Origin of the sequence: Burkholderia sp. MSMB1459WGS (assembly GCF_001534535.1) — a bacterium.
Classification (GTDB): Bacteria; Pseudomonadota; Gammaproteobacteria; order Burkholderiales; family Burkholderiaceae; genus Burkholderia.
The window spans coordinates 105,882-132,253 of sequence record NZ_LPMU01000064.1; the positions used below are offsets into that span (position 1 = coordinate 105,882).

The 26,372-nt window shown below is 67.2% G+C and carries 21 protein-coding genes and 1 other RNA gene; 10 read left to right on the forward strand and 12 right to left on the reverse strand.

Annotation, left to right across the window (positions count from 1 at the left end; all coding sequences use genetic code 11):
* Positions 1-83 precede the first annotated feature (83 nt).
* Positions 84-1,460, reverse strand: a complete 1,377-nt coding sequence (locus WT97_RS25295; protein ID WP_060354618.1) for an amidase — start codon at positions 1,458-1,460, stop codon at positions 84-86.
* A 6-nt stretch (positions 1,461-1,466) separates the two neighbouring features.
* On the reverse strand, positions 1,467-2,147 hold the full coding sequence (locus WT97_RS25300) for a GntR family transcriptional regulator (protein ID WP_059499973.1): 681 nt from the start codon (positions 2,145-2,147) through the stop codon (positions 1,467-1,469).
* 271 nt (positions 2,148-2,418) lie between these two features.
* Here WT97_RS25300 and WT97_RS25305 point away from each other — a divergent pair, with 271 nt between their 5' ends.
* Complete coding sequence (locus tag WT97_RS25305; protein ID WP_059499974.1) at positions 2,419-3,609, forward strand: gamma-glutamyl-gamma-aminobutyrate hydrolase family protein; 1,191 nt, start codon at positions 2,419-2,421, stop codon at positions 3,607-3,609.
* A 115-nt stretch (positions 3,610-3,724) separates the two neighbouring features.
* Positions 3,725-4,417, forward strand: a complete 693-nt coding sequence (locus tag WT97_RS25310; RefSeq protein ID WP_059791552.1) for a DUF2968 domain-containing protein — start codon at positions 3,725-3,727, stop codon at positions 4,415-4,417.
* Between the two features lie 78 nt (positions 4,418-4,495).
* On the opposite strand, the gene WT97_RS25315 is transcribed toward WT97_RS25310, so the two are convergent.
* Complete coding sequence (locus WT97_RS25315; protein ID WP_179949811.1) at positions 4,496-5,440, reverse strand: hypothetical protein; 945 nt, start codon at positions 5,438-5,440, stop codon at positions 4,496-4,498.
* A 351-nt stretch (positions 5,441-5,791) separates the two neighbouring features.
* Between WT97_RS25315 and WT97_RS25320 the strand changes: the two genes are divergently transcribed.
* The gene (locus WT97_RS25320; protein ID WP_034206702.1) at positions 5,792-7,087 is read left to right on the forward strand and encodes an MFS transporter; all 1,296 of its coding nucleotides are present in this window, start codon (positions 5,792-5,794) and stop codon (positions 7,085-7,087) included.
* An 81-nt stretch (positions 7,088-7,168) separates the two neighbouring features.
* On the opposite strand, the gene WT97_RS25325 is transcribed toward WT97_RS25320, so the two are convergent.
* Entirely contained in the window at positions 7,169-9,076 is a 1,908-nt protein-coding gene (locus tag WT97_RS25325; RefSeq protein ID WP_060354619.1) for a tetratricopeptide repeat protein, read from the reverse strand.
* Between the two features lie 58 nt (positions 9,077-9,134).
* On the opposite strand from WT97_RS25325, the gene WT97_RS25330 reads away from it, so the two are divergent.
* A complete protein-coding gene (locus WT97_RS25330; RefSeq protein ID WP_060033555.1) occupies positions 9,135-10,781 on the forward strand; it encodes an FAD-dependent monooxygenase in 1,647 nt (548 codons plus the stop codon).
* Positions 10,782-10,789: 8 nt separating this feature from the next.
* Here WT97_RS25330 and WT97_RS25335 read toward each other — a convergent pair whose 3' ends face one another.
* From WT97_RS25335 to WT97_RS25350, 4 genes are read right to left on the reverse strand one after another with little or no spacing between them, the layout of a single operon-like run.
* Positions 10,790-11,041, reverse strand: coding sequence for a formate dehydrogenase subunit delta (locus WT97_RS25335; RefSeq protein ID WP_059499978.1), 252 nt, complete (start codon positions 11,039-11,041; stop codon positions 10,790-10,792).
* A gap of 7 nt (positions 11,042-11,048) precedes the next feature.
* A complete protein-coding gene (gene fdhF / locus WT97_RS25340) occupies positions 11,049-14,000 on the reverse strand; it encodes a formate dehydrogenase subunit alpha (RefSeq protein ID WP_060354620.1) in 2,952 nt (983 codons plus the stop codon).
* Positions 14,001-14,017: 17 nt separating this feature from the next.
* On the reverse strand, positions 14,018-15,595 hold the full coding sequence (locus tag WT97_RS25345; protein ID WP_060033563.1) for an NADH-quinone oxidoreductase subunit NuoF: 1,578 nt from the start codon (positions 15,593-15,595) through the stop codon (positions 14,018-14,020).
* Positions 15,592-16,092: an NAD(P)H-dependent oxidoreductase subunit E gene (locus WT97_RS25350; protein ID WP_059499981.1), complete on the reverse strand. Its 501-nt coding sequence runs from the start codon at positions 16,090-16,092 to the stop codon at positions 15,592-15,594. The genes WT97_RS25345 and WT97_RS25350 overlap by 4 nt, the downstream gene beginning before the upstream one ends.
* Positions 16,093-16,223: 131 nt before the next feature.
* On the opposite strand from WT97_RS25350, the gene WT97_RS25355 reads away from it, so the two are divergent.
* The 3 genes from WT97_RS25355 (at position 16,224) to WT97_RS25365 (ending at position 18,410) form a co-directional block, all read left to right on the forward strand.
* Complete coding sequence (locus WT97_RS25355; protein WP_060354621.1) at positions 16,224-17,330, forward strand: substrate-binding domain-containing protein; 1,107 nt, start codon at positions 16,224-16,226, stop codon at positions 17,328-17,330.
* A 101-nt stretch (positions 17,331-17,431) separates the two neighbouring features.
* Positions 17,432-17,701, forward strand: coding sequence for a hypothetical protein (locus WT97_RS25360; protein WP_059791540.1), 270 nt, complete (start codon positions 17,432-17,434; stop codon positions 17,699-17,701).
* Between the two features lie 355 nt (positions 17,702-18,056).
* The gene (locus WT97_RS25365) at positions 18,057-18,410 is read left to right on the forward strand and encodes a DUF4148 domain-containing protein (RefSeq protein WP_059791538.1); all 354 of its coding nucleotides are present in this window, start codon (positions 18,057-18,059) and stop codon (positions 18,408-18,410) included.
* A 256-nt stretch (positions 18,411-18,666) separates the two neighbouring features.
* Here WT97_RS25365 and ssrA read toward each other — a convergent pair.
* The 4 genes from ssrA to ompA all read right to left on the reverse strand — a co-directional run bounded on the left by ssrA (position 18,667) and on the right by ompA (position 21,300).
* Positions 18,667-19,036, reverse strand: a transfer-messenger RNA (tmRNA) gene (gene ssrA, locus WT97_RS25370).
* Positions 19,037-19,053: 17 nt separating this feature from the next.
* Positions 19,054-19,767: a phosphoglycolate phosphatase gene (gph, locus tag WT97_RS25375; RefSeq protein ID WP_059501698.1), complete on the reverse strand. Its 714-nt coding sequence runs from the start codon at positions 19,765-19,767 to the stop codon at positions 19,054-19,056.
* A 13-nt stretch (positions 19,768-19,780) separates the two neighbouring features.
* Positions 19,781-20,479 (reverse strand): bifunctional 2-polyprenyl-6-hydroxyphenol methylase/3-demethylubiquinol 3-O-methyltransferase UbiG, encoded by a 699-nt coding sequence (ubiG, locus tag WT97_RS25380; protein WP_059501696.1) that lies wholly within the window; start codon positions 20,477-20,479, stop codon positions 19,781-19,783.
* A gap of 152 nt (positions 20,480-20,631) precedes the next feature.
* A complete protein-coding gene (gene ompA / locus WT97_RS25385) occupies positions 20,632-21,300 on the reverse strand; it encodes an outer membrane protein OmpA (protein ID WP_006400736.1) in 669 nt (222 codons plus the stop codon).
* Between the two features lie 528 nt (positions 21,301-21,828).
* Between ompA and gyrA the strand changes: the two genes are divergently transcribed.
* From gyrA to serC, 3 genes are all read left to right on the forward strand, one after another.
* Positions 21,829-24,432, forward strand: a complete 2,604-nt coding sequence (gene gyrA / locus WT97_RS25390) for a DNA gyrase subunit A (protein WP_059501694.1) — start codon at positions 21,829-21,831, stop codon at positions 24,430-24,432.
* Between the two features lie 83 nt (positions 24,433-24,515).
* Complete coding sequence (locus WT97_RS25395; RefSeq protein ID WP_006486966.1) at positions 24,516-25,115, forward strand: DUF2059 domain-containing protein; 600 nt, start codon at positions 24,516-24,518, stop codon at positions 25,113-25,115.
* A gap of 155 nt (positions 25,116-25,270) precedes the next feature.
* Complete coding sequence (gene serC / locus WT97_RS25400; RefSeq protein WP_059501692.1) at positions 25,271-26,353, forward strand: 3-phosphoserine/phosphohydroxythreonine transaminase; 1,083 nt, start codon at positions 25,271-25,273, stop codon at positions 26,351-26,353.
* The last annotated feature ends 19 nt before the right edge of the window (positions 26,354-26,372 follow it).

Genomic DNA, 26,372 nt, shown 5'->3' on the forward strand with positions numbered 1-26,372 from the left:
GCACGAAACTGACGGCGCGCGTGCGGCACCCTGCCGCACCGCGCGCGGGCCGCCGGCGAACGGCTGGCCACCGGCTGGCGCGGTCAGCGGATCGTGTTCAGCACGGCTTCGACCGACTGGCCGATCGCGAGCAGCGCATCGTCGCGATGCGGCGCCGCCGCGAGCATCAGGCCGACCGGCGCGGCATCGCGCGGATGGCACGGCAGCGACAGCCCGCATGCATCGAGGAAGTTGAATGCGCTGGGGTTGCGCAGGATCAGCGCGTTGGTACGCGTGAACGCGTCGTCGTCCGTTTCGAGTTCGGCGATGCGCGGCGGCACGACCGGCACCGTCGGCGCGACGAGCGCATCGAAGCGCGACCAGACCGTGTGCGCGGCCTCGTCGAGCATCGCGGCGCGTGCGGCGAGCAGGTCCAGATAGTCGGCGGCCGTCGCGGGCTCGCCCTTCAGGATCCGCGTCAGCACGCGCGGGTCGTACCGGTCGCGATGGGTGGCGAGCAGCGGGCGATGCCATGCGTACGCTTCGATCGGCGAGAAGCCGAAACGGTTGATCTCCGGCAACCGGTCGAGCGCGGGGAAGCGCACTTCGGTGACGATCGCGCCGGCGGCTTCGAGATGCTTGAGCGCGGTGTCGAGCGCGGTCGCGACGTCGGCATCGACGCCGTCCGTCACGTAGTTCGTCAGCACGCCGAGCCGCACGCCCTCGAGCGGCCGGGCAGCCGGCACGTGCGGCTCGAGCCCCGCGAGCATCCGGTCGACGAGCGCGCAGCACGCGACCGTCAGGCCGATCGGGCCGAACGAGTCGAGCGTCGTCGACAGCGGCACGCCGCCTTGCGTCGGAATCCGGCTCGCGGTCGGCTTGAAGCCCGTCAGCCCGCACAGCGCGGCCGGAATGCGGATCGAGCCGCCGGTGTCGGTGCCGAGCGCGACCGCAGCCATCCCGTCGGCGACCGATGCGGCCGCACCCGACGACGAGCCGCCCGAAATCCGTGCATCGCCCGGCACGTCGCGATGGTACGGCGAGCGCGGGGTGCCGAAGTGCGGATTCAGCCCGAGCCCCGAGAACGCGAACTCGCTCATGTTGGTGCGGCCGACCAGCACCGCGCCCGCACGCTTGAGCCGCGCGACGGCGACCGCATCGGTGCGCGCGGCCGGCGCGCCGTCGAGTACGCGCGAACCCGCGCGCGTGACCTGGCCCGCGACGTCGAACAGATCCTTGACCGACACGGGAATGCCCGCGAGCGGCGACAGCACGGTGCCCGCAGCGCGCAGCCGGTCGTGTGCGTCGGCGACCGCGCGGGCGTTGTCCGCATCGACTTCGGTGAAGACGACGGCGCCCTGGCCCGACGGATCGGCGATCCGGTCGAGTGCGGTGTCGACGAGCGCGCGGCTCGTGGTCCGGCCGGCGGCGAGATCGGCGGCGAGCTGGGCGAGCGGGGGGAAGGGCGTGAAAGTGGTCATGGCGGCTCAGGGGCGAAGATGTTGAAGAAGCGTGGAGCGAAACGAATCGATATGGCGTTCGACGGCTGCGCGCGCGCCGGCGGCGTCGCGTGCGGACAGCCGATCGAACAGCGCGCGGTGCTCGTGCTGGACGTCGGCGAGATGGTGCGGTTCGGACAGCGTGACGAACCAGAAGCGCAGCGAACGATCGTGCAGTGCGCGCAGGATGTCGGCGAGCACCGCGTTGCGCGCGGCCGCGGCGATCGTCTGATGAAACGCGCGGTCGAGCGCCATCATGCCCTCGACGTCGTGCGTGTCGACGCAGGCCTGCCCGTCGTCGAGCAGCGCGGCCAGGCGCGCGAGATCGTCGGGCGTCGCATGGCGCGCGGCGAGTTCGGCGCAGTGCGCTTCGTTGATGCGCCGCACGTCGATCACCGCGACGATGTCGTCGAGCGACAGCGGCTGCACCATCAGGCCCTTGCGCGGCATCACGGACAGCAACCCTTCGAGCACGAGCCGATGCACGGCCTGGTGCACCGGTGTGCGGCCGATCCCCGTGCGGGCGACGAGATCGGCTTCGTTGAGCGCGGCGCCCGGCTTCAGGCGCATCGTGATGATGTCCCGCTGAATCAGCGCGTACGCGCGCTCGGCGAGGCTGGCCGGCGACGCGGCGGCGCGGTCGCGGGCGACGTCGGTGAGGGTGCTCACACGGGGTGCGGCGCAAGGGCCGGAAGGGGCGCGATCATGGCGCGGATGGCTCGGAAAGGATGAACGATCTCTGGATATTATTGTGATATATCAGCGATGTCCAGCATGGTCGATACGAGGCGGGCGCGTGACCGGGCCGCTCTCCGGCGCGACTGGCCAACGACTTGCAACAATATCGACAGGATGTTGCCGGTTTGCCGCGCGATCGTGCACTGAAGCATAATGAATCCTCGTCTATCCCTACGCGCGAGCGACGCATCAGACCATCGTCATGAGCGAAAACACGCCTTCTCCGGCCGGTCTGCCCGGCACCTCTTCCGCTTCTTCCGATTCCCCCCGTCCCGATCCGGCGAAAACGCCCGCTGCGCCGGCCACGCAGGCCGCCGCGGAGAACGTCGCCGACGACGGTGCGTCGCCCGTCACGGCCGCATCCGAGCCGGGTGCGCCCGGCGCGGCGGGCGCCGTCGGTGATGGCGCCGCCTCGGCCGCGCCGCCGAAGCCCGGCTCGCCGCCGCCCGGCTTCGGCGCGCCGCCCGATTTCGACACGCCTCGGCCGCCGCCCGCGAACGCGCAGAATGCGCCGCCGGCCTACCTGAAGCAGAGCGACACGCCGTGGTCGGTGTTCGGCCGGATCGTCGCGGCCCGCGCGCGACGGCTGTTCGACCGTGCCGGCCAGCGCATCACGCAGCGCACGCTGCGCATCGGCGTGTCGGCGCGGATCTTCCATCCGGAGCCGGGCGCGAAGGGGTTGCGCGGCAAGACGCTGCAGTATCTCGAGGAGTCGATCGCCCACTGGGTGATGTCGCGCGACGTGCTCGTGTTCATGATTCCGACGGTCGGCCATCAAGGCATGATCCATCCGAGCAACATCCGCCTGCGCGATTACGCGAAGCATCTCGACGGCCTGCTGCTGCAAGGCGGCGCCGACGTGTCGCCGCAGACCTACGCGGCGTCGGATGCGCGCCCCGAATGGCCGGGCGATCGCGTGCGCGACATGTACGAGCTCGAACTGCTGCACGAATTCGTCGAGTCCGGCAAACCCGTGCTCGGCGTGTGTCGCGGCTGCCAGCTGATCAACGTCGCGTTCGGCGGCTCGCTGTACCAGGACATCGCCACCGACGTGCCGACCGCGAACGCGCACGTGAGCGAGCATTACGACCAGCATCGCCACGCGATCCGCTTCCCCGACTCGTCGACGCTCGCGAGCATGTTCCCGGGGCGCAGCGAAGCGATCGTCAACTCGATACACCACCAGGCGATCCGCGATCTCGGCCGCGATCTGAACATCGAGGCCGTGTCGGCCGGCGACGGGATCATCGAAGGCATTCGCCATCGGCGTTCGCCGTTCGTCGTCGGCGTGCAGTGGCATCCGGAGTTTCATCGCGCGGGCGGCTCGGAACTGCTCGACTGCACGCCGCTGCTCGATGCGTTCCTGCGCGCGGCGCGCGAAACGCGTCTGTAGTACGCGGCATTTTTCGCGTCGCACGACGGCCGGCCGCATTCCGATAAATTCGAGATGCGGCCGTTTCGTTTTGAACGATAATCGCGAGTTCCGATTCGTTCGCCGGAGTCTGACGTTGGCTTTCCGAAACTTCTTCCCTGCACGATGCGCGACGTGGATCGTCGCGCTGGTTGCCTGCGCACAAGCGGGCACGGCCTGGTCCGCCGATGCGACCGCACCTGCCGCCGGTACGCGTCCGGCGGTCACGAGCCTGAGCGGCGGCGCGCAGCCGGCGGCATCGGCCGCGACGGACGCCGCCGCGCAAGGCAACGTCGCCGAGCTGACGCAACTGCTGCACGACGGCCGGATCGTCGAGATGCGCACGACGTACAACGGCAGCTACGGCGCGAGCTTGATGTTCGATCCGCGGGAGATGACGTACTACGTCGCGCTGTTCCAGGACAAGAACCTGTGGCGCGTGATCCGTTCGCAGGAAAAGAACCGCGCGGAGATGGTGTACGCGAACTTCGTCCAGCAGACGGCGCAGCTTGCCGATATCGAGATCCGCCGGACCGAGCTGCAGGCGCAGAAGGCATTTCTCGAACGCGTGATCGCGCTGCAGGCGAATCGTGCGCAGCAGTTGCAGGCCGACTTGAGCATCGCGCGCAGCCAGCAGGCCGAAGTCGCGCAGCGGCAGAAGTCGGCGCAGGAGCAGGCACAGGCGCTGCAGGTCGAGAAGCGGGCTGCGCAGTTGCAGTTGCGCGATCTGCAGGAGCAGGTGCGGCAACTCGAGAAGCAGACCGAGACGGGGCTGTCCGCGCACAAGTAACGATTCGTCGAACGGACGGAGCGAGACGAGCAAAAACCCGGCGAAGCGATCTTCGCCGGGTTTTTTATTGCGCGGGCGTCAGTGAGCGAACGCGTCCGGCGCGTCGGTCACGCGACGGTGCGATAGTTGCGACGTCCAGTCGAAACCGGCCGCGGGCGGCGGCGCCGGGCGAGCGGGCTGGGTGGCGCGCAGCGCGTTCGCCATGGTAATCAACGTGGCCGGATCGTCGAGCGAGTCGCGGGTATCGCGCGTGTCTGCCAGACGCGACGGGGGAACGAGCCGATCGGGTGTGCCGGTGGGGCGCGCGCTGCGCTGGGTCGACGGATGTGCGGCCAGCCGCGGCACGACCGGTGTGCGGGGCGGTGCTTTCGTTGCGCGCGGGCTGGTTGTCCGACGTGGCGAGGCAGGGTGGACCTGCCGCGCGTCGGCCGCCGCTTGCGGGTGAAGCGACGCCGGGCGAACTGCGATGCGATGCGTGGCTGGCGGCGATCCGATCGTGTTCGCGACAGGCGTCGCCACGTTGCGCTGCGGTATGACGTGCGTCGACGTACCAGGTCGTGCCGTAGCGGCGTGAATCGTGCCGGTCGATGTTGCGACGACATCGGCCGAACTGCCGGCTGCTTGCGTCGCGTATGCAGGACCGAACCCCGCAGGCGGGTCGTACACGCCGATCAGCCCGCCGATGATGCCGAGTGCGCCGATGCTCCAGCAGACGGCGTAGATCGCGCGCCGGTCGTGAGGGCGGCGCACGCGACGGGTGGCTGCCGCAGCCGGCGTGACGGCCACCCCGACCGAAGCCGGCAGCGATATCACCGCAGGCAGCGGTTGCCATCGGCACGCGTGGTGTGGCCGGTCGACATCGATGCAGGACGTCGTCAGTGTCGCGAGGCAGGGCCTGCCGGGCCGTGTGCCGGGCGCACCGGGGAGTCGCCATTCGCGGCCGAACGGCGGGACGTGATCGAGCGGGGTGGCGCGCGGGCGGGCGAGCGCGCCTTCGACCGGGACGAGAGGCAATGGGGTCATGAAAAGAGTACGCCGTGCGACACGGGCGACCGTGCCGGCGCGGCGCGGAAATGTCGTCGCAAATCCTGCATTGTGGTCGGCAGGCGAATGCCGGTCGATCAGATCAATCTGATTCTCGTGCCCGTTTCGGGGCGACGTGTACGAGACGGATACCGCGACGGTCATGACAGGGCGCCACAAGGCAAATGTCGGGCTGACGTGGCATGATTCGCGAATCATGCCGGCGGCGCGCCGTTACGCGCCGCCGGCGGGCAGCGATGCCCGTGCGCACCGGCTCGGCTCGGCCCGGCGCGTCGTGCATCGTCGGATTCATGCGGTGCGGTATGCGCCGTCCGAGCTGAGCGAGAAAACATGTCCACTGCATCCCCTGCCATCGCGCAGGAATCGAAAGTCCGCACCGTCTTCCGGGTCGTCAGCGGCAACTTCCTGGAAATGTACGACTTCATGGTCTACGGGTATTACGCGTCGGCCATCGCGAAAACGTACTTTCCGAGCGGCAACGCCTTCGCATCGCTGATGCTGTCGCTGTCGGTATTCGGCGCGGGCTTCCTGATGCGGCCGGTCGGTGCGATCGTGCTCGGCGCGTATATCGACCATCACGGCCGCCGCAAGGGACTGATCCTGACGCTCGGGCTGATGGCGATCGGCACGCTCACGGTGGCCGCGATACCGGGATACGCGACGATCGGCGTGCTGGCGCCGGTGCTCGTGCTGTTCGGCCGGTTGTTGCAAGGTTTCTCGGCGGGCGTCGAACTCGGCGGCGTGTCGGTCTACCTGTCGGAGATCGCGACGAAGGGCCACAAGGGGTTCTACACGTCGTGGCAGTCGGGGAGCCAGCAGGTGGCCGTCGTGTTCGCCGCGTTCGTCGGCGTCGTGCTGAACCGCGCGCTGCCGGTCGAGGAAATGACCGCGTGGGGCTGGCGCATTCCGTTCCTCATCGGCTGCCTGATCGTGCCGTTCCTGTTCCTGATTCGCCGGTCGCTGAAGGAGACCGACGAATTTCTTGCAAAGCGTCACCGCCCGACGATGGGCGAGATCATGCGCTCGATGCTCGACAACTGGGGTGTCGTGGTGGCCGGCATGGGGATGGTGATCATGACGACGGTGTCGTTCTACATGATTACCGCCTACACGCCGACCTTCGGCAAGGAAGTGCTGCACCTGTCGTCGCTCGACGCGCTGGTCGTGACCGTCTGCGTCGGGATCTCGAACCTCGTGTGGCTGCCGCTGTCCGGTGCGCTGTCCGACCGCATCGGCCGTCGCCCCGTGCTCATCGCGTTCACCGTGCTGACGTTGCTGTCGGCTTACCCGGCCGTGCTGTGGCTCGTCGGCGATCCGTCGTTCCTGCGGCTGCTCGCGGTCGAGCTGTGGCTGTCGTTCCTGTACGCGTCGTACAACGGGGCGATGGTCGTCGCGCTGACCGAAGTGATGCCGGCCGACGTGCGTACGGCCGGCTTCTCGCTCGCGTACAGCCTGGCAACGACAATCGGCGGCTTCACGCCGGCGATCTCGACGCTGCTGATCCACCAGACGGGCAATAAAGCGGCGCCCGGGCTGTGGTTGAGCGTGGCCGCGATCTGCGGCTTGATCGCGACGCTCGTGCTCTATCGCACCGCCGACGCGCGCAACCAGTACAAGTCGGCCTGACGGCGGCCGGTCTATCGCGCGGCGTCGGCCGCGCATCGCATCGAAAAAAGGGAGCGCATGCGCTCCCTTTCTCGTTGGCGGTCATGCCTCGCGCAGCATGTCGGCCACCGCGGCCGCCACGTCGAGCCATGCGCCCGGCGCAGGCTGGCGGGCGATCCTGGCCTGCGGATACCACGGGCAGTCGTTGCCGGTGAACCAGCGCCAGTCGGGCGCGAACGGCAGCATGACCCACAGCGGCTTGCCGAGCGCGCCCGCGAGGTGCGCGACGGCCGTGTCGATCGTGACGACGCCGTCGAGCCGTTCGATCAGCGCCGCCGTATCGGCAAAGTCGTTCAGCCGGCCGTCGAGGCGATGCACGCGCGGATGTGCGTCGACGCGCGCTCGTTCGTCGTCGTCCAGCGCGGGCTGCAGCACGATCCAGTCGATGTCCGGCAGCGCGAGCAACGGCGCGAGCGCGTCGAACGGCATCGAGCGGTTTTCCTGCGCCTGCCGGCGCCCCGACCATGCCAGGCCGAACTTGCGTTTCGACTGCCCGCCGAGCGACCCGCGAAAGCGCCGCCGGGCGCCGTCGGGCGCATCGAGATAGCGCGAGCCGACGATGTCTTCCGGCTGAAGCCCGAGCAGGAACGGCAGGCTCATCAGCGTGCAGCCGACGTCCGCGACAGGCGGCTTCGCGGCGCCTTGCGCGATGAGCGTCACGCGCCAGCGCGACGCGGCCGGCGTCAGCAGTGCGACGAGTTCCGGCTGGACTTCGAGCACGACGCGCGCGCAGCGTGCGCGGGCCAGCGGCACGAAGCGCACGAACTGCAGCGTGTCGCCGAACCCCTGTTCCGCGCGAATCAGCAACGTACGCGACGCAATCGGCTCGCCCTGCCAGCGCGGCAGCGCGCCGAGCGGCGTCGCGCCGGGCGTCTCGTGGCGCGCTTCGTAGGCGGGCAGGCCGCGCGTGAAGTCGCGCAGCGTCAGCAGCGTGACCGCGCGATGCAGCCGCGCGAGCGTGAGATCGGGCGCGACGCGCAGCGCTTGGTCGAATGCGCGCAGCGCCATCTCGTGCGCGCCGAGCGCATGATGCGCGTTGCCGAGATTCAGCCACGCGAGCCCGAACGACGGATCGAGCCCGACGGCGCGTTCGTAGTAGGGCAGCGCGTCGCGGTGGCGCGCCTGCGCGCAGAGTGCGTTCGCGAGCCCGAACAGCGCGAGCGGAAACGGCGGGTGCAGCGCGAGCGCGGCTTCGAAGGCGGCTGCCGCCTCGGCATGCCGGCCGACCGCGTCGAACGTGTTGCCGAGATTGAAATGCGCGGCGACGAACCGCGGCTGCGCGGCGATCGCGGCCTGGAAGTGCGCGATCGCCTCGTCGGCGCGACCCATCGCGCTCAGCGCCATCGCGAGATTGTTGTGCGCGCCCGCATGCCCGGGCCGGAGCTCGAGCGCGCGACGGAACGCGGCGAGCGCGTCGTCGTGGCGGCCGAGCGCGTTCAGCGCGTTGCCGAGATTGTTGTGGATCGATGCGTCGTCGGGCGTGAGCTGCAGCGCGCGGCCGAAGGCGTCGATCGCATCGTCGTGACGCTGCACCGCCGCATAGGCGTTGCCGAGGTTGTAGTGCGCGAGCGGAAACTCGGGCGCGAGCGTCAGCGCGTTGCGAAAGCGGTCGATCGCTTCGTCGAGCCGGCCGAGCGCTTTCAGCGCGTTGCCGAGATTGAGCTGCAGCGCGGCATCGTCCGGACGCAGCGCGACGGCGCGGCCGACGAGATCGGCAGCCTCGGCGTGCTGGCCCTGCTGGTGCCGCAGCACGCCGAACAGGTGCAGCGCGTCGGCGTCGGCGGGGTTGGAGGCGAGCGCGTTGCGATAGCCGTGCTCGGCCTCGGCGAGGCGACCCGCGCGGTGCGCGGCGTATGCCCGGTCGAATGCGGAATCCATGACGCGAAAACTGGCGGAAAGCGCGTATTTTCCCACACCGCGCGGCGCGGGCGCGTATCGGCCGGTCGGCATATGGCCCCGTGACGCGGAGCGGCGTAGACTTGCAGAGTCGCGTGTCATCGAGGGTCTCATGGCTGACACACTGTCCGATATCCCACCCGTGCTGATCGTCGGCGCGGGGCCGACCGGCCTTGCCGCGGCGATGAGCCTCGCGCGTGCCCGCGTGCCGGTGCGCATCATCGATCGTCTCGTCGCGCCGGCGCCGTTTTCGCGTGCGATCGGCATCCAGGCGCGCACGCTCGAGCTGCTGGAGCAGCATCGTGCGGTCGAACCGTTTCTCGCGCTCGGCCATCGCGCACATGCGGCCGAGCTGCATGCCGACGGCCGCGTGATCGCACGGCTCGATTTCGATCCGCTGCAAACGCGCTATCCGTATCTGATGTTTCTCGATCAGAGCATCACCGAGCGGCTGCTCGCCGAACACCTGGCCACATTGGGCGTGACCGTCGAACGCGGGACGACGCTGACCGCATGCGACGCGGGCGGCACGTCGCTCGACGTGACGCTGCGCCGCGCCGACGGCCGCGAAGAGTCGTTCACCCCGTCATACCTGATTGCCGCCGACGGCGCGCACAGCACGGTCAGGCATCTCCTCGGCCTCGGCTTTGCCGGGCATGCGTTCGAACAGACTTTCCTGCTTGCCGATTTCGCGGCGATACCCGAATGGTCGGACGAGGAGATCCATCTGTTCACGACGCCCGCAGGCATCGCGGGCCTGTTTCCGATGGGAGGCGGCCGTTACCGGCTCGTGGCGGACCGGCCGCCCGGCAGCGGTGCGTCGCCCGACGCACCGGCTCCGTCGCTCGCGGAATGCGACGCGATCATCCGCGCGCGCGTCGGCGCGTCGATCTCGCCAAGCGATCTCGCGTGGTCGTCCTATTTCCACCTGCACAGCCGGATGGTCGACCGGCTGCGTCATGGCCGCGTGTTCTTCGCGGGCGACGCCGCGCACGTCCACAGCCCGGCCGGCGCGCAGGGCATGAACACCGGCATCCAGGAGGCGTTCAACCTCGGCTGGAAGCTTGCGCGCGTCCTCGGCGCAGGCGCGCCCGAGCGGTTGCTCGACACGTATCACGCGGAGCGCCATCCGATCGAGCGCGACGTGTTGCGGCAGACTGGTTTCGTCACCCAGGTGGTCGAAGCCGAACGCGGTGCGATGAAGCTGCTGCGCGATCATGTCGTGCCGCTGCTGGCGTCGTTCGGGCCGATGCGCGACGCGCTCAGGCGCACGGTGAGCGAACTCGGCGTGCAGTATCGGAAGAGTCCGCTCACGCTCGAGCGCGTGCTCGACGGCGGCCCGCGCGCGGGCGAGCGCGCGCCCGATGCGCTCGTGCACGTGCTCGACGGGCCGCTCGGTCGGGCGCCCGGCACGGCGCGGCTATACGATCTTCACGATCCGGCGAGTTTCACGCTGTTGCTGCTGGAAGAACCGGTGAATACCGACGCCGGCGAAGTGCCGCCGATCCCGGCCGATGCGCAGGCGCTCGTGCAGGGGCTCGAACGGATCATGCCGGAAGCGGTGCGCGTGTGGCGCGTCGCCGATGCCGAAGGCGACGGTGCGGCGGGGCTCGCGCAGGAATACGGCCGCTCGCGGCCGTCGTTCTATCTGCTGCGGCCCGATGGCTATGTCGCCGCGCGGGGACGCACGGCGACCGACGCCAACGCGTTGCTGCGCCACTGCGAAAGCTGGTTCGCGGGCATGTCGGTGTCCGCGTAGCCGGGCGGTCAGGCGGGCGCTGCGGCAGGGACGAGCGACGCGCGATGCGCGGCGATCGCATCGCGCACGATCGGCATCGCGCGTTGCCCGGCTTCGCTCGACGGGTCGTCGAGCGCGGCGAGCAACGCGCGTCGCATCCGCGGCTCCCAGAAGCGCCGGATATGCTCGGCGATCCCGGTCAGCGCTTCGTCGCGATCGGGCATCGATTCGAAGAATGCGCCGATCTGATTGGCCATGTCGATCAGGTGGTCGTTGTCCATTGCGGCCTCACTTGCCTGTTGTGACGGCGGCTGGCGCGGCGGCGCGGCGCTCGAGCAAGTCGAGCTGCTCCGAGTTGAAGCGCGCATACGCGCGCTGCCAGTCGGACGGCTGCGCAACCGGCATCACCTGCACGGCAGTCACCTTGTATTCGGGGCAGTTCGTCGCCCAGTCGGAGCTGTCCGTCGTGATCACGTTCGCGCCCGATTCGGGAAAGTGGAATGTGGTGTACACGACGCCCGGCTGCATGCGCTCCGTCACCAGCGCGCGCAGCACCGTCTGCCCCGCGCGCGATTCGATGCCGACCCAGTCGCCGGTGCGGATCCCGCGATCCTCGGCATCGTGCGGATGGATCTCGAGGCGATCCTCTTCGTGCCACCGCACGTTTTCGGTCCGGCGCGTCTGCGCGCCGACGTTGTATTGCGACAGGATGCGGCCCGTCGTCAGGATCAGCGGATAGCGCTGCGTGACCTTCTCCGGCGTCGGAATGAACTTGGTGATCACGAACCGGCCCTTGCCGCGCACGAACGTGTCGATGTGCATGGTCGGCGTGCCTTCCGGCGCGTGTTCGTTGCACGGCCACTGGATGCTGCCGAGTGCGTCGAGCTTGTCGTACGACACGCCCGAGAAGGTCGGCGTGAGCCGCGCGATCTCGTCCATGATTTCCGACGGATGCGTGTAGTGCATGTCGTAGCCGAGCGCCTGCGACAGCAGCAGCGTGACTTCCCAGTCCGCGTAGCCCGCGAGCGGCGGCATCACCTTGCGCACGCGCGAGATCCGGCGTTCCGCGTTCGTGAACGTGCCGTCCTTCTCGAGGAACGTCGAGCCCGGCAGCAGCACGTGCGCGTATTTCGCGGTTTCGTTCAGGAAGATGTCCTGCACGACGATGCATTCCATCGCCGACAGCGCGGCCGCGACATGCTGCGTGTTCGGGTCCGACTGGACGATGTCCTCACCCTGGCAGTAAAGCCCCTTGAAGCTGCCGTCGAGCGCGGCGTCGAACATGTTCGGGATCCGCAGCCCGGGTTCCGGCTGCAGCGTGGCCGCCCACGCCTGCTCGAACTGCGTGCGCACGACTTCGTCGCCGATGTGGCGGTAGCCGGGCAGTTCGTGCGGGAACGAGCCCATGTCGCACGAACCCTGCACGTTGTTCTGGCCGCGCAGCGGATTGACGCCGACGCCTTCGCGGCCGACGTTGCCGGTCGCCATCGCGAGGTTCGCGATGCCCATCACCGTCGTCGAGCCCTGCGCGTGTTCGGTCACGCCCAGCCCGTAATAGATCGCGGCGTTGCCGCCCGTTGCGTACAGGCGCGCGGCGGCGCGGACCAGCTCGGCCGGCACGCCCGTCACGTCCGCTGTCGCCTCGGGCGAATTGTCGGCCTGCGCGACGAAGTCGCGCCATTGCTCGAACGCGCGCGTCTCGCAGCGCTCGGCGACGAATGCGTCGGCCACCAGCCCTTCGGTGACGATCACGTGCGCCAGTGCATTGACGATCGCGACGTTGGTGCCCGGACGCAACTGCAGGTGGTGCGTGGCCTTCACGTGCGGGCCGTCGACTACGTCGATGCGGCGCGGGTCGATCACGATCAGCTTCGCGCCTTCGCGCACGCGCCGCTTCAGCCGCGAGCCGAACACCGGGTGGCCGTCGGTCGGGTTCGCGCCCATCACGACGATCACGTCGGCCTGGCCGACCGATGCGAACGTCTGCGTGCCGGCCGATTCGCCGAGCGTCGCCTTGAGGCCATAGCCGGTCGGCGAGTGGCACACGCGTGCGCAGGTATCGACGTTGTTGTTGCCGAATGCAGCGCGCACGAGCTTCTGCACGAGATAGGTTTCCTCGTTCGTGCAGCGCGACGACGTGATGCCGCCGATCGAGTCGCGGCCGTACTTCTGCTGCAGCTTGCGGAATTGCGTCGCCGCGTAGGTGAGGGCTTCGTCCCAGCTCACTTCGCGCCACGGATCGGTGATCTTCTCGCGGATCATCGGCTTCGTGATGCGGTCCTTGTGCGTCGCATAGCCCCACGCGAAGCGTCCCTTCACGCATGCGTGGCCTTCGTTCGCGAGACCGTTCTTGTGCGGCGTCATGCGCACGACCTGCGTGCCCTTCATCTCGGCCTTGAACGAGCAGCCGACGCCGCAGTACGCGCAGGTCGTGATCACCGAGTGCTCGGCCTGCCCGAGCTGCACGACGGATTTTTCCTGCAGCGTGGCCGTCGGGCAGGCGGCCACGCATGCGCCGCACGACACGCATTCCGACGCCATGAACGATTCGCTTTCGCCCGCGGCGACGCGCGATTCGAAGCCGCGTGCGGCGATCGTCAGCGCGAACGTGCCCTGCGTTTCCTCGCACGCGCGCACGCAGCGGTTGCAGACGATGCATTTCGACGGGTCGTACGTAAAGTACGGGTTCGACTCGTCCTTCGTGCCCTTCAGGTGATTCGCGCCGTCGAAGCCGTAGCGCACTTCGCGCAGGCCGACCACGCCCGCCATGTCCTGCAGCTCGCAGTCGCCGTTGGCCGGGCAGGTGAGGCAGTCGAGCGGGTGGTCGGAAATGTACAGCTCCATCACGTTGCGGCGCAGCGACTGCAGCCGGTCCGACTGCGTGCGCACCTTCATGCCGGCTTCGGCGGGTGTCGTGCACGACGCCGGATAGCCGCGCCGGCCCTCGATCTCGACGAGGCACAGCCGGCACGAGCCGAACGGCTCGAGCGAATCGGTCGCGCAGAGCTTCGGGACGTTGATGCCGGCTTCGATCGCCGCGCGCATCACCGACGTGCCGGCCGGCACGGTGACCGGCTGGCCATCGATTTCGAGCGTGACGTCGGTGTCGGCATGCCGTTGCGGCGTGCCGTAGTCGGTATCGTCCAACGGATCGCGGGCGCGCGCCTGTGCGGCGCTCTTGCACGCGCATTGGCCCGAGCCGCAGCCGCCTTGGCGGACGTTGTTCGTGTCGAGGGACATGCAGGGCTCCTTCTGGGTCAGGCCGCAGCCTTGACCGGGCCCGACGCGGCATCCTTGCCGGCAGCGAGCCCGAAATCTTCGGGGAAATGGTCGAGCGCGGACAGCACCGGGTACGGCGTCATGCCGCCCATCGCGCACAGCGAGCCGGCGAGCATCGTGTCGCACAGGTCGCGCAACAGCGTGACCTGCCGCTCCGACGTATCGCCGTCGCGAATCCGCGCGATCGTCTCGACGCCGCGCGTCGAACCGATCCGGCACGGCGTGCACTTGCCACACGATTCGATCGCGCAGAACTTCATCGCGTATTCGGCCAGCTCGGCGAGATTCGACGTGTCGTCGTGCAGCACGATGCCGCCGTGGCCGACCACCGCGCCGATCGCCGTGTACGCCTCGTAGTCGAGCGGCACGTCCCACTGGTGGTCGGGCAGGTAGGTGCCGAGCGGGCCGCCGACCTGTGCGGCGCGTGCCGGCCGGCCGCTGGCCGTGCCGCCGCCGAAGTCGAACAGCAGTTCGCGCAGCGTGACGCCGAACGCGAGCTCGACGAGGCCGCCGTGACGGATGTTGCCTGCCAGCTGGAACGGCAGCGTGCCGCGCGAGCGGCCCATCCCGTAGTCGCGATAGAACGCGGCGCCGCGCGCGAAGATCACCGGCGCCGTCGCGAGCGTGATTACGTTGTTGATCACGGTCGGCTGGCCGAACAGGCCCGCGAGCGCGGGCAGCGGCGGCTTCGCGCGCACGACTCCGCGCTTGCCCTCGAGCGATTCGAGCAGCGCCGTTTCCTCGCCGCATACGTACGAGCCCGCGCCTTTCGCAACGTGCAGCTCGAACGCGTGCGCGGAGCCGAGCACGTGCTCGCCGAGCCAGCCGGCTTCGCGCGCGCGGCCGATCGCGGCTTCGAGCGTGGCGATCGCGTGCGGGTATTCGCTGCGCACGTAGATGTAGCCGACCGTCGCGCCGGTGGCGACGCCCGCGATGATCATCCCTTCGATCAGGCAGTACGGATCGCATTCCATCAGCAGGCGGTCGGAGAACGTGCCCGAATCGCCTTCGTCCGCGTTGCAGACGATGTATTTCTGCGTGGCGCGCGCTTGCCGCACGGTACGCCACTTGATGCCGGCCGGAAACGCCGCGCCGCCGCGGCCGCGCAGCCCCGACTCGATCAGCGTTTCGCATGCGGCGTCGCCGTCGAGCGCCAGTGCGTTCTTCAGGCCGGCGAGGCCGTCGTGTTGCAGGTAGTCGTCGATCGACAGCGGATCGGTCAGGCCGATGCGCGCGAACGTGAGCCGCTGCTGGCGCGCCAGATAGGGCAGCGCGTCGACGAGGCCGACGCCGCTCGGATGCGTGCCGCCTTCGAGCCAGTTGGCGTCGAACAGGGCCGGCACGTCGGCGGCCGACAGGTTCGCATAGCCGACGCGGCCCGCGGCCGTCCCGACTTCGACGAGCGGTTCGAGCCACAGCAGCCCGCGAGAACCGTTGCGGATCACCTCGACCGCGACGCCGCGCCGTTCGGCTTCGGCCGTGATCGCGGCGGCGAGCGCGTCGGCGCCGAGTGCCAGCGCGGACGAATCGCGCGGAACGTAGATGCGGGTCGTCATGCGGCCTCCGGCGTGTGGGCGACCGCGTCGGCCAGCAGGGCGTCGAACTTCTCCGGCGTGACCTTTGCGTGGAGCACCCCGTTGATTGTCATCGACGGCGATTGCGCGCACAGCCCGAGGCAGTAGACCGATTCGAGCGCGACGTCGTCCGGTGTGTGGGCTGCGGCGGCATCGCCGTGCGCGGCGTCGAACCGGCAGCCCGTGCGGGCTTCCGCGTGGGCGGCGAGCGTTTCGCAGCCCATGCTGCGGCACGCTTCGGCGCGGCACATCTGGATCGTGACGCGTGCGGGCGGCGCGGTGCGGAAATGGTGGTAGTAGGTCAGGACGCCGTGCACTTCCGCGCGCGACAGGTTCAGCGCCTTTGCGAGCGGCGCGACGCAGCCCGGCGGCACGTAGCCCGCCTCGTCCTGGATCGCGTGCAGGATCGCGACGAGCGACCGGCCGGCGCTCGCATGGCGCTCGACGAGCGCGTCGGGCGCGGGGGAATTCGGGGACATCGGTTATGCTCCTCCAAAGTCTCATATGCGCTCGAAATTCATATAGTGCGCAGCGGGACTTCGTTCTGATTGATTTCGACCAACGATAAGCGGAAGATTTCGCGGTCGCAATAGGAAATCGGGGTGCATAATTGATTCGGATCGAATGCGACGCGTATCTGACCGTACGCGACACGGAAGGCCGTTCGGCCAGTCTGTCCGACGTCGCTCCGCTGCTGGAGCTCGTGGCCGATACGGGCAGCATCGCGCAGGCCGCGCAAGCCAAGGGGCTGTCGTACCGGCACGCGTGGGGCATGCTGCGCGCGCTGGAATCGTGCATCGGCGGGGAATTGATCGAAACCGCGCGCGGCAAGGGTTCGACGTTGTCGGCGCTCGGGCAGGCGGTCATCGATGCGCAGCGTCTGGCACGCAGCCGCCTCGACGGAAACCTGCGCACGCTGGCGGCCGAGGTGGCCAGCGAGCTGAACCGGCGGCTCGCGCAGCGCGACGGCGCCGTGCGCATTCATGCGTCGCACGGTTACGCGGTCGCGACGCTCGTTTCCGCGCTCGTCGATGCGCAGGCGGCCGTCGACATCAAGTATCGCGAAAGCGTCGAGGCCGTGCAGGCGCTCGCGCGCGGCGAATGCGATCTCGCGGGCTTCCATTTGCCGCGCGGCGCGTTTCGCGCGCAGTGCGCGCAAATCTATCGGCCCTGGCTCGACGACACGCGCCACGTGCTGATTCACCTGACGCGCCGCCAGCAGGGGCTGTTCGTCCCGCGCGGCAACCCGAAGCAGGTGCGCGGGCTGGCGGATCTGGCGCGCGACGACATCCGCTTCGTCAACCGCCAGCCGGGATCGGGCACGCGCATGTTGCTGGATCTTGCGTTGCGCGCGATCGGGATCGACCCGGAGCGCATCGACGGCTATGCGTCGGCCGAACTCACGCATTCGGCGATCGCGGCGTTCGTCGCGAGCGGAATGGCCGATCTGGGGTTCGGCGTCGAGCCGGCTGCCCATCACTTCGGGCTCGACTTCATCCCGATCGTCGACGAGGACTATTACTTCGCATGCGAACGCGCACGGCTCGATGTGCGGCCGCTCGCCGATGTGCTGGCATTGCTGCGTGACGCACGCTTCGTCGAGCGTGTCGCGCATCTGGACGGCTACGATCCGGCCGCGTGCGGCGCGCTGGAGCCCATCGCCGCCGGGCTGGCCGGCCGCGACGACGCGAGCGGCGCGGATGGCAATTCGCGGTAACGAAGACGCGATCGAGCCGCGCTGCAACAGTGGGGGAATTGCGCTACGCTTGCCGCTTGATCAACGTTCCAACAAGCACGCCGTTCAGGCGTCATCCCGCCATGAAATTTTCCGTTCCCCTTGCCGCGGCAGCGTTGACCGCGGGGCTGCTGGTCGTCGCTTCGCCGTTTGCGTTCGCGCAGAATTCCCCGGGGGTGCCCGGCGGTATCCTCAGCGAACAGTTCCGCCTGAACGAACATCCACAGATGCCGTTCGCGGCGTCGGCGCCGTCGGAGAAATATCAGAGCGGCAAAAAGTCGGCATTGCGCCGCAAGGGTGACCTTGGCGACCCGAACGGTTGCAACCTGAAGTGCCCGATGGATGCCCGGTAACGGGCAGGCGGCGTGTGTGCGCGCGAGCGAGGCGCGCCTGTCTTCGGCACAGCGGTTTGATCAACTGGCAGACGGCAGCAGACGCTCCACTTGATTCCACTCTATTCGAGCCCCGCGAAGCCTGCCGCTTCGCGGGGCTCGTGCATTTGCGGCCCTTCACGCGATACGGGGTGGACGAAGCGGCCATTCACCCGCATTGCCGTTCCGACGCGAATCTAGGGTTAACCCGCAAATCAGGAAGGATGTCTTCCTGAAACCCGCCTTATTCTTAAGCATCCACCTACATAAACTTCGGTTTGTCGGCGCTGATCAAGGTGTTCACCGCCGAATCAGACAAATCTGGAGGTAGGTCATCATGAAGTCGCTCGTTCAAGCCGTTGTCGTTGCTGCTGCTCTCGTTGCTCCGGTCGCTTCGTTCGCCCAGTCGGGTTCAACGATCACCCGAGCGCAGGTGCGCGCCGAACTGGTTCAACTCCAGCAGGCCGGTTACAACTCAGCCCGCGGCGAAGATCCGCACTATCCGGAAGCGATCCAGGCCGCCACGGCCCGTATCGCTGAGCAGCAGCGCAGCGCGCTGGCACAAGCTCAAGGCGCCGACGCCAGCGGCTACGGTGCGCAGGCACAGGGTGCATCGGCGTCGGGTTCGCGCGCAATGGGCGTGCGCCCGGCCAGCGCGGAAGAAATGAAGTCGCTGTATCGCGGCAGTTGAGCCGCGTATCGCCCGGTATGGGCAGGTGCGGGCGCGGCGCTGCGCCCGACGCCCGAACCATCGGGCCGGTCACCGCCCGGCGCAGCGACGATCGCGCGGGCGCGGCAGAACATCCGTCACCTCCTGCCGCCGGACATCGGCGGCATTCCGCCCGGCCCATCCGTGGCTGGGCGCTTTTTCGGAGGGAGTCGGACGCCGGAAACAAAAAACCCCGCAGACTTCCGTCATGCGGGGTTCGTGCGACGAGCGCGGAATTTGGTGGAGGCGGCGGGAATCGAACCCGCGTCCAGAAGCGCTCCACGACTAGTTCTACATGTTTAGTCCAGTCTTTTGATTTAACCGCAGCGACGCGGACGAACACGCTGCACTACGGCGATTCGCTGGATTTTCGACCCTGGCGTCGCGACGCCGACAGGGCTTAACTGACGTAAATGACCTCTGGCGGTATTGCTACCGGTCTTGCGACACTAGCCCGTCAGTGAACTAGGCAGAGGACGGCGGCCCTTAGGCTGCCAGTGCGAACGTATCGTCGTTTGCAGTTACGATTTTCCCATTGATTAACGAGGTGACGGGTCCTCGACATGCCCTAGCCGCTTCACAACCCCTGTCGAAACCAGGTCGCCCCCGCGGATAAGATCAAACATTATAGCCCAACATCGCGCAGCAGGTCCCGCAGTTCCTGCGTCGTGTCGACGAGGTGCTGGGCCTGCCAGTCGACGGGCGCGACGCCGTCGCCGCAATAGCCGTACGCAGCTGCCACTGTGGCCATGCCGGCGGCGCTGCCGGCCTGAATGTCGCGCAGGTCGTCGCCGACGTAGACGATGCGCGCAGGCGCGAGCGCCAACTGGTCGGCCGCATGTAGCAGCGGGGCCGGATGCGGCTTCGAGTGCGGCGTTGTGTCGCCCCCGACGACGCACGCGGCGCGCGGCGCGAGACCGAGCAGCTCGACGAGCGGCGCCGTGAGCCGCATCGCCTTGTTCGTGACGATGCCCCAGCGCACGCCGCGCGCATCGAGTTCGTCGAGCACGTCGCCGATGCCAGGGAACAGCGTCGTATGCACGCAGAGATCGGTTGCGTAGTTGGCCAGGAACTCGTCGCGCATCGCTTCGTAGCCGGGCGTGTGCGGATCGATGCCGAACGCGCCGCCGAGCAGGCCGCGCGCGCCGGCCGAGGCCAGCGGCCGCAACACGTCGAGTGACGTTTCGGGTAGGCCGCGCTCGCGCTGCATCTTGTTGACGGCTGCCGCGAGATCGGGCGCCGTGTCGGCGAGCGTGCCGTCCAGATCGAACAGGACCGCATCGCAGTGCAGCAAGCGCGGTTCGTCAGCGATCCGCGCAGTCGAAAGGGGAGTCGTCATGCCGGTCGAAAGGTCATGCGCCGCGTCGGCATGCGACGAGGTAGTTGATGTCGGTGTCGTTCGACAGCGCGAAGCGCTTGCCGATCGGGTGATACGTGATGCCCTTGATCTCGACGATGTGCAGATCCGTCGCGCGCACGAAGCCGGCCAGTTCCGACGGGCGGATGAAGCGCGCGTAATCGTGCGTACCCTTCGGCAGCATTTGTGCGATGTATTCCGCGCCGATCACCGCGAACAGATAGGACTTCAGGTTGCGGTTCAGCGTCGAGAAGAACACCCAGCCGCCCGGTTTCACGAGCGTCGCGCACGCGGCCACGATATCGCCGGGTGACGGCACGTGCTCGAGCATCTCCATGCATGTGACGACGTCGTAGGTGCCCGGTTCGCGCGCGGCGATCGCTTCGGCGGCGATCGCCTCGTAATCGACCGAAATGCCGCTTTCGAGGCTGTGCAGGTCGGCAACGCCGAGCGCTTCGGTCGACAGATCGATGCCTTTCACCTGGGCGCCGAGCCCGGCCATCGATTCGGACAGGATGCCGCCGCCGCAGCCGATGTCGAGCGCGCGCTTGCCGGCGAGGTGCGCATGCGCGTCGATCCAGCCGAGCCGCACCGGGTTCAGGTCGTGCAGCGGCTTGAATTCGGCATTCGGATCCCACCATCGGTGGGCGAGGTCGCTGAATTTCTGGAGTTCGTGCGGATCGGCGTTGGTCATGTCGGCAAACGGGCTACGAGAGGAGGGCGATGCATCGGTGCGTCAGCCCCGAGTATATAAGCGGGCGGACGACGAGGCCAGCGAGCGCCTGGACGGGCATCAATGAAAAAGCCCCGCCGGAGCGGGGCTTTGAAGCAGTCGAAAACCGCGGCTTACTGCGCCGGAACGGTCGTCTTCTGCACTTCTTGCGTACCGACCACTTCGACTTCCACGCGGCGGTCCGGTGCGAGGCAGGCGATGAGTTGCTTGCGGTTCTTCTGGTTGCAGCCGGTCGTGACCGGGTTGCGCTTGCCCTTGCCTTCCGTGTAGATCTTGTTGGCCGGCACACCCTTGCTGACCAGGTACGACTTCACGGCTTGCGCACGGCGCAGCGACAGACGGTCGTTGTACTTGTCCGAACCGATGCGGTCCGTGTAGCCCGTTGCGACGACCACTTCCGTGTTCATGCCCTGGATCTTCGATGCCAGTTCGTCCAGCTTCTGCTTGCCCAGCGGCTTGAGCGTTGCCTTGTCGAAGTCGAACAGTGCGTCAGCTTGATACGTGATCTTCTGGCTCGTGATGGCCGGAGCGACCGGAGCGACCGGCGGCTGCGGTGCCTGGGCGACCAGTGCGCCATCGCACTTCGCGTTGGCGGTGGCCGGCGTCCAGAACGCATCGCGCCAGCAGAGCTCGTTCGTGCCGTTCATCCACACCCATTCGCCCGTGCCGTTCACCCAGTTGTCATTGACGGCTTGACGCGACGCCGGCACCGACTGTGCCGAAGCGGATGCAGCCATAACTGCGGTAGCTGCAATGAACGCGAGCTTTGAAAGTTTATTCATATTTCTCCTCTCGAAATTGAGATTACCGCAGGTTTACTGCGAGCCTGTTGACGGTGACAAGTCATACATTGCTCGAAGTATAACATTGGTGCGGCACAAAAAACGCGGCACCGCTCTGTGTAGACTTCGAGCAGCGTCTAACTTTCAGTGCGTTGGCATTTTGCCATATCGTTCCCTTCCTACGAAAAAAAATCCTCCCCACCCCAAGATCGCTTCAACTTTGTGGTGCATGCGCAACACCGGCCTGCCGTAACTTTTAGAGATTGTCAAGAGCGTGGCCGGGAAATCGTACGAATGCCTGCCATCGTTTACTCGCGCGCGTGAAACACGGCGGATGGGATCGTATGCGACGTCTCGAGTCGCGCGCGATTTCGGCCGATTCGCCGCCGCCGCGATTTTTGCTGTTTACATATAGAGGGGGAGCGGATTGGCGGCTGATGGGCGCATGTTAGAATCTCGCGTTGCGTTGCGCATGCAGCGCCCACGCGAAAGGCGTTCGCCGTCTTCGCTCCGAAACGATACGGATACATGGATCAATTCGCCAAAGAGACCCTGCCCACCTCCCTCGAGGAGGAAATGCGCCGTTCGTATCTCGATTACGCGATGAGCGTGATCGTCGGACGTGCCCTTCCGGATGTCCGCGATGGCCTGAAGCCCGTGCACCGGCGCGTATTGTTCGCGATGCACGAACTGAACAACGACTGGAACCGCGCGTACAAGAAATCGGCGCGTATCGTCGGTGACGTGATCGGTAAATATCACCCTCACGGCGATACCGCGGTCTACGACACGATCGTGCGGATGGCGCAGGACTTCTCGCTGCGCTACATGCTGATCGACGGGCAGGGCAACTTCGGCTCGATCGACGGCGACAATGCCGCGGCGATGCGTTACACCGAAATTCGCATGGCGAAGATCGGTCACGAACTGCTCGCCGACATCGACAAGGAAACGGTCGATTTCGAGCCGAACTACGACGGCAACGAAACGCAGCCGTCGGTCCTGCCGTCGCGTATTCCGAACCTGCTGATCAACGGCTCGTCGGGCATCGCGGTCGGCATGGCGACCAACATCCCGCCGCACAACCTGAACGAAGTCGTCGACGCGTGCCAGCATCTGCTCGGCAATCCGGAGGCGACGATCGACGAGCTGATCGAGATCATCCCGGCGCCGGACTTCCCGACGGCCGGCATCATCTACGGCGTCGCCGGCGTGCGCGACGGCTACCGCACCGGGCGCGGCCGTGTCGTGATGCGCGCGGCCACGCACTTCGAGGAGATCGACCGCGGCCAGCGGATGGCGATCATCGTCGACGAGCTGCCGTACCAGGTGAACAAGCGCTCGCTGCTCGAGCGGATCGCCGAGCTCGTCAACGAGAAGAAGCTCGAAGGCATTTCCGACATCCGCGACGAGTCCGACAAGAGCGGCATGCGCGTCGTGATCGAGCTCAAGCGCGGCGAAGTGCCGGAAGTGGTGCTGAACAACCTGTACAAGGCGACGCAGCTTCAGGACACGTTCGGCATGAACATGGTCGCGCTCGTCGACGGCCAGCCGAAGCTGCTGAACCTGAAGGAAATCCTGCAGTGCTTCCTGTCGCATCGACGCGAAGTGCTGACGCGCCGCACGATCTACGAACTGCGCAAGGCCCGCGAGCGCGGCCACGTGCTCGAAGGTCTCGCGGTCGCGCTCGCGAACATCGACGAGTTCATCGCGATCATCAAGGCCGCGCCGACGCCGCCGATCGCGAAGCAGGAACTGATGGCGAAGCCGTGGGATTCGTCGCTCGTGCGCGAGATGCTGACGCGCGCCGAGAGCGAGAACGCGGCGGCCGGCGGCCGTTCCGCGTACCGTCCGGAAGGCCTGAACCCGGCGTTCGGGATGCAGACCGACGGGCTGTACCGCCTCTCCGACACGCAGGCGCAGGAAATCCTGCAGATGCGTCTGCAGCGCCTGACCGGCCTCGAGCAAGACAAGATCATCGGCGAGTACCGCGAAGTGATGGCGCAGATCGCCGACCTGCTGGACATCCTCGCGCGCCCCGAGCGGATCACGACGATGATCGGCGAGGAGCTGACGTCGGTGAAGGCCGAATTCGGCGACGCGCGCCGCTCGAAGATCGAGCTGAACGCGACCGAGCTGAACACCGAGGATCTGATCACGCCGCAGGACATGGTCGTCACGATGTCGCATGCGGGCTACGTGAAGTCGCAACCGCTGTCCGAGTACCGCGCGCAGAAGCGCGGCGGCCGCGGCAAGCAGGCGACGCAGATGAAGGAAGACGACTGGATCGAGACGCTCTTCATCGCGAACACGCACGACTACATCCTGTGCTTCTCGAACCGCGGCCGCGTGTACTGGGTCAAGGTCTATGAAGTGCCGCAGGGCTCGCGCAACTCGCGCGGCCGCCCGATCGTCAACATGTTCCCGCTGCAGGAAGGCGAGAAGATCAACGTCGTGCTGCCGGTCAAGGAATTCTCGGCCGACAAGTTCATCTTCATGGCGACGTCGCTCGGCACCGTGAAGAAGACGCCGCTCGAAGCATTCAGCCGCCCGATGAAGAAGGGCATCATCGCGGTCGGCCTCGACGATGGCGACTACCTGATCGGTGCGTCGATCACCGACGGCGCGCACGACGTGATGCTGTTCTCGGATTCCGGCAAGGCCGTGCGTTTCGACGAGAACGACGTGCGCCCGATGGGGCGCGAGGCGCGCGGCGTGCGCGGCATGCAGCTCGAGGACGGGCAGCAGGTCATCGCGATGCTGGTCGCGGGCAGCGAGGAGCAGACCGTGCTCACCGCAACCGAGAACGGCTACGGCAAGCGCACCCCGATCACCGAATACACGCGTCACGGCCGCGGCACGAAGGGCATGATCGCGATCCAGACGTCCGAGCGCAACGGCAAGGTCGTGGCCGCCACGCTGGTCGACGCCGAGGATCAGATCATGCTGATCACCACGGCCGGCGTGTTGATTCGCACCCGTGTTTCCGAGATACGCGAGATGGGGCGCGCCACGCAAGGTGTTACACTCATCAGTCTCGATGAGGGTACCAAGCTCTCTGGCCTGCAGCAGATCGCGGAGGCCGAAGAGGGAGAGGGCGAGGCCGACGAGGCGTCGGACGGCGAAGCCTGAAGAACGGATGAGACTCTGGCCGCCGCGGGCGAAAAGCGCCGCGGCCGGCGAGCAACCATTCATATTTCCAAAAGGGAGTGATGATGCAAAAGCAATTCAAGCAACTGGTTCTGCTGGCTGCACTGGTGCCGACGTTCGCGATGGCGCAGGCGCTGTCGAATTCCGCACCGGCTGCTCCGGCGGCAGCTGCGCCGATCGACGCCGACAAGAAGGCGGCGATCAAGGATCTGCTCGACGCGATCGACGCGCCGAAGCTCGTGTCGGCAATCGGCAACAGCGCCGAAATGCAGGCCAAGCAGCTCGTGCCGGCGATCCTGTCGGACGCGCTGTCGGAAAACAAGACGCTGAACGACAAGCAGAAGCAGGCTGCCGTTCCGACGCTGCAGAAGAACGCGGTGCCGAAGCTGGTCGACGGTGCAGGCAAGGTGTTCGGCACGCAGCAGTTCCAGAGCGACGCGATGTCGGCTCAGTACGACGCGTACGCGAAGTACTACAGCACGTCGGAGATCAAGGATCTGACGACGTTCTACAAGAGCCCGACGGGCCGCAAGTTCATCCAGGTTCAGGATCAGGTCGGTCGCGACGTGGTCAACGGCCTGATGCAGAAGTACATGCCGCAAGCGATCCAGGCAACGCGTACGCAGGCTGACAAGGAAGTCGCAGCAGTCAAGCCGGGCAAGTAAGCTGTCCGGGCACGCCCCCGGCCGTTCGGCCGGGTTTGGCGGGAGCCTGACGACAGTGCGATAATGGCCGTTTGCGCGCGAGCGCAAGCGGCCATTTCTTTTCTGGCGCGTTTTGCCGGCGGCAAGCCGGTCGCGTCCCTCCCGAGGTTTTCACGATGCGCGTCTTTAATTTCTCCGCCGGCCCCGCGGCGATGCCCGAGGAAGTGTTGCGGCAGGCCGCCGACGAAATGCTCGACTGGCACGGCAGCGGCATGAGCGTGATGGAGATGAGCCATCGCGGCAAGGAATTCATGTCGATCCACGAGGCCGCGCTGACCGACCTGCGCGACCTGCTCGGCGTGCCGGCGAGCCACCGGATCCTGTTCCTGCAGGGCGGCGGCATCGCGGAAAACGCGATCGTGCCGATGAACCTGCTCGGCTCGCGCAAGACGGCCGACTTCGTCGTGACGGGTTCGTGGTCGCAGAAATCGTTCGGCGAGGCGAAGAAGTTCTGCACGCCGCATCTGGCCGCGACCGGCAAGACGGAGGGCGGCTTCACGCGTGCGCCCGCGCGCGCCGAATGGCAGCTGTCGGACGATCCCGCCTACGTGCATCTGTGCACCAACGAGACGATCGACGGCGTCGAGACGTTCGAGATCCCCGATCTCGGCGACGTGCCGCTGGTCGCGGATGTCTCGTCGCACATCCTGTCGCGCCCGATGGACGTCGCGAAGTACGGCGTGCTGTTCGGCGGTGCGCAGAAGAACATCGGGATGGCCGGCGTGACGGTCGTGATCGTGCGCGAGGATCTGCTCGATCGCGCGCTGTCGATCTGTCCGTCCGCATTCGAATGGAAGACCATCGCCGCGAACAACTCGCTGTACAACACGCCGCCCACCTACGCGATCTACATCGCGGGCCTCGTGTTCCAGTGGCTGAAGCGGCAGGGCGGCCTCGAAGCGATCGAGGCCCGCAATATCGAAAAATCGAAGCTGCTCTACGACACGATCGACGCGAGCAGTTTCTATCTGAACAAGGTCGAGCCGGCAGCACGTTCGCGGATGAACGTGCCGTTTTTCCTGGCCGACGAAACGCGCAACGAAGACTTCCTTGCCGGCGCAAAGGCGCGCGGGCTGCTGCAGCTGAAGGGCCACAAGTCCGTCGGCGGCATGCGGGCGTCGATCTACAACGCGGTGCCGCTCGAGGGCGTGAAGGCGCTCGTCGAGTACATGAAGGACTTCGAGCAGCGCGGCGCCTGACCGCGGCGCTGTTCAAACA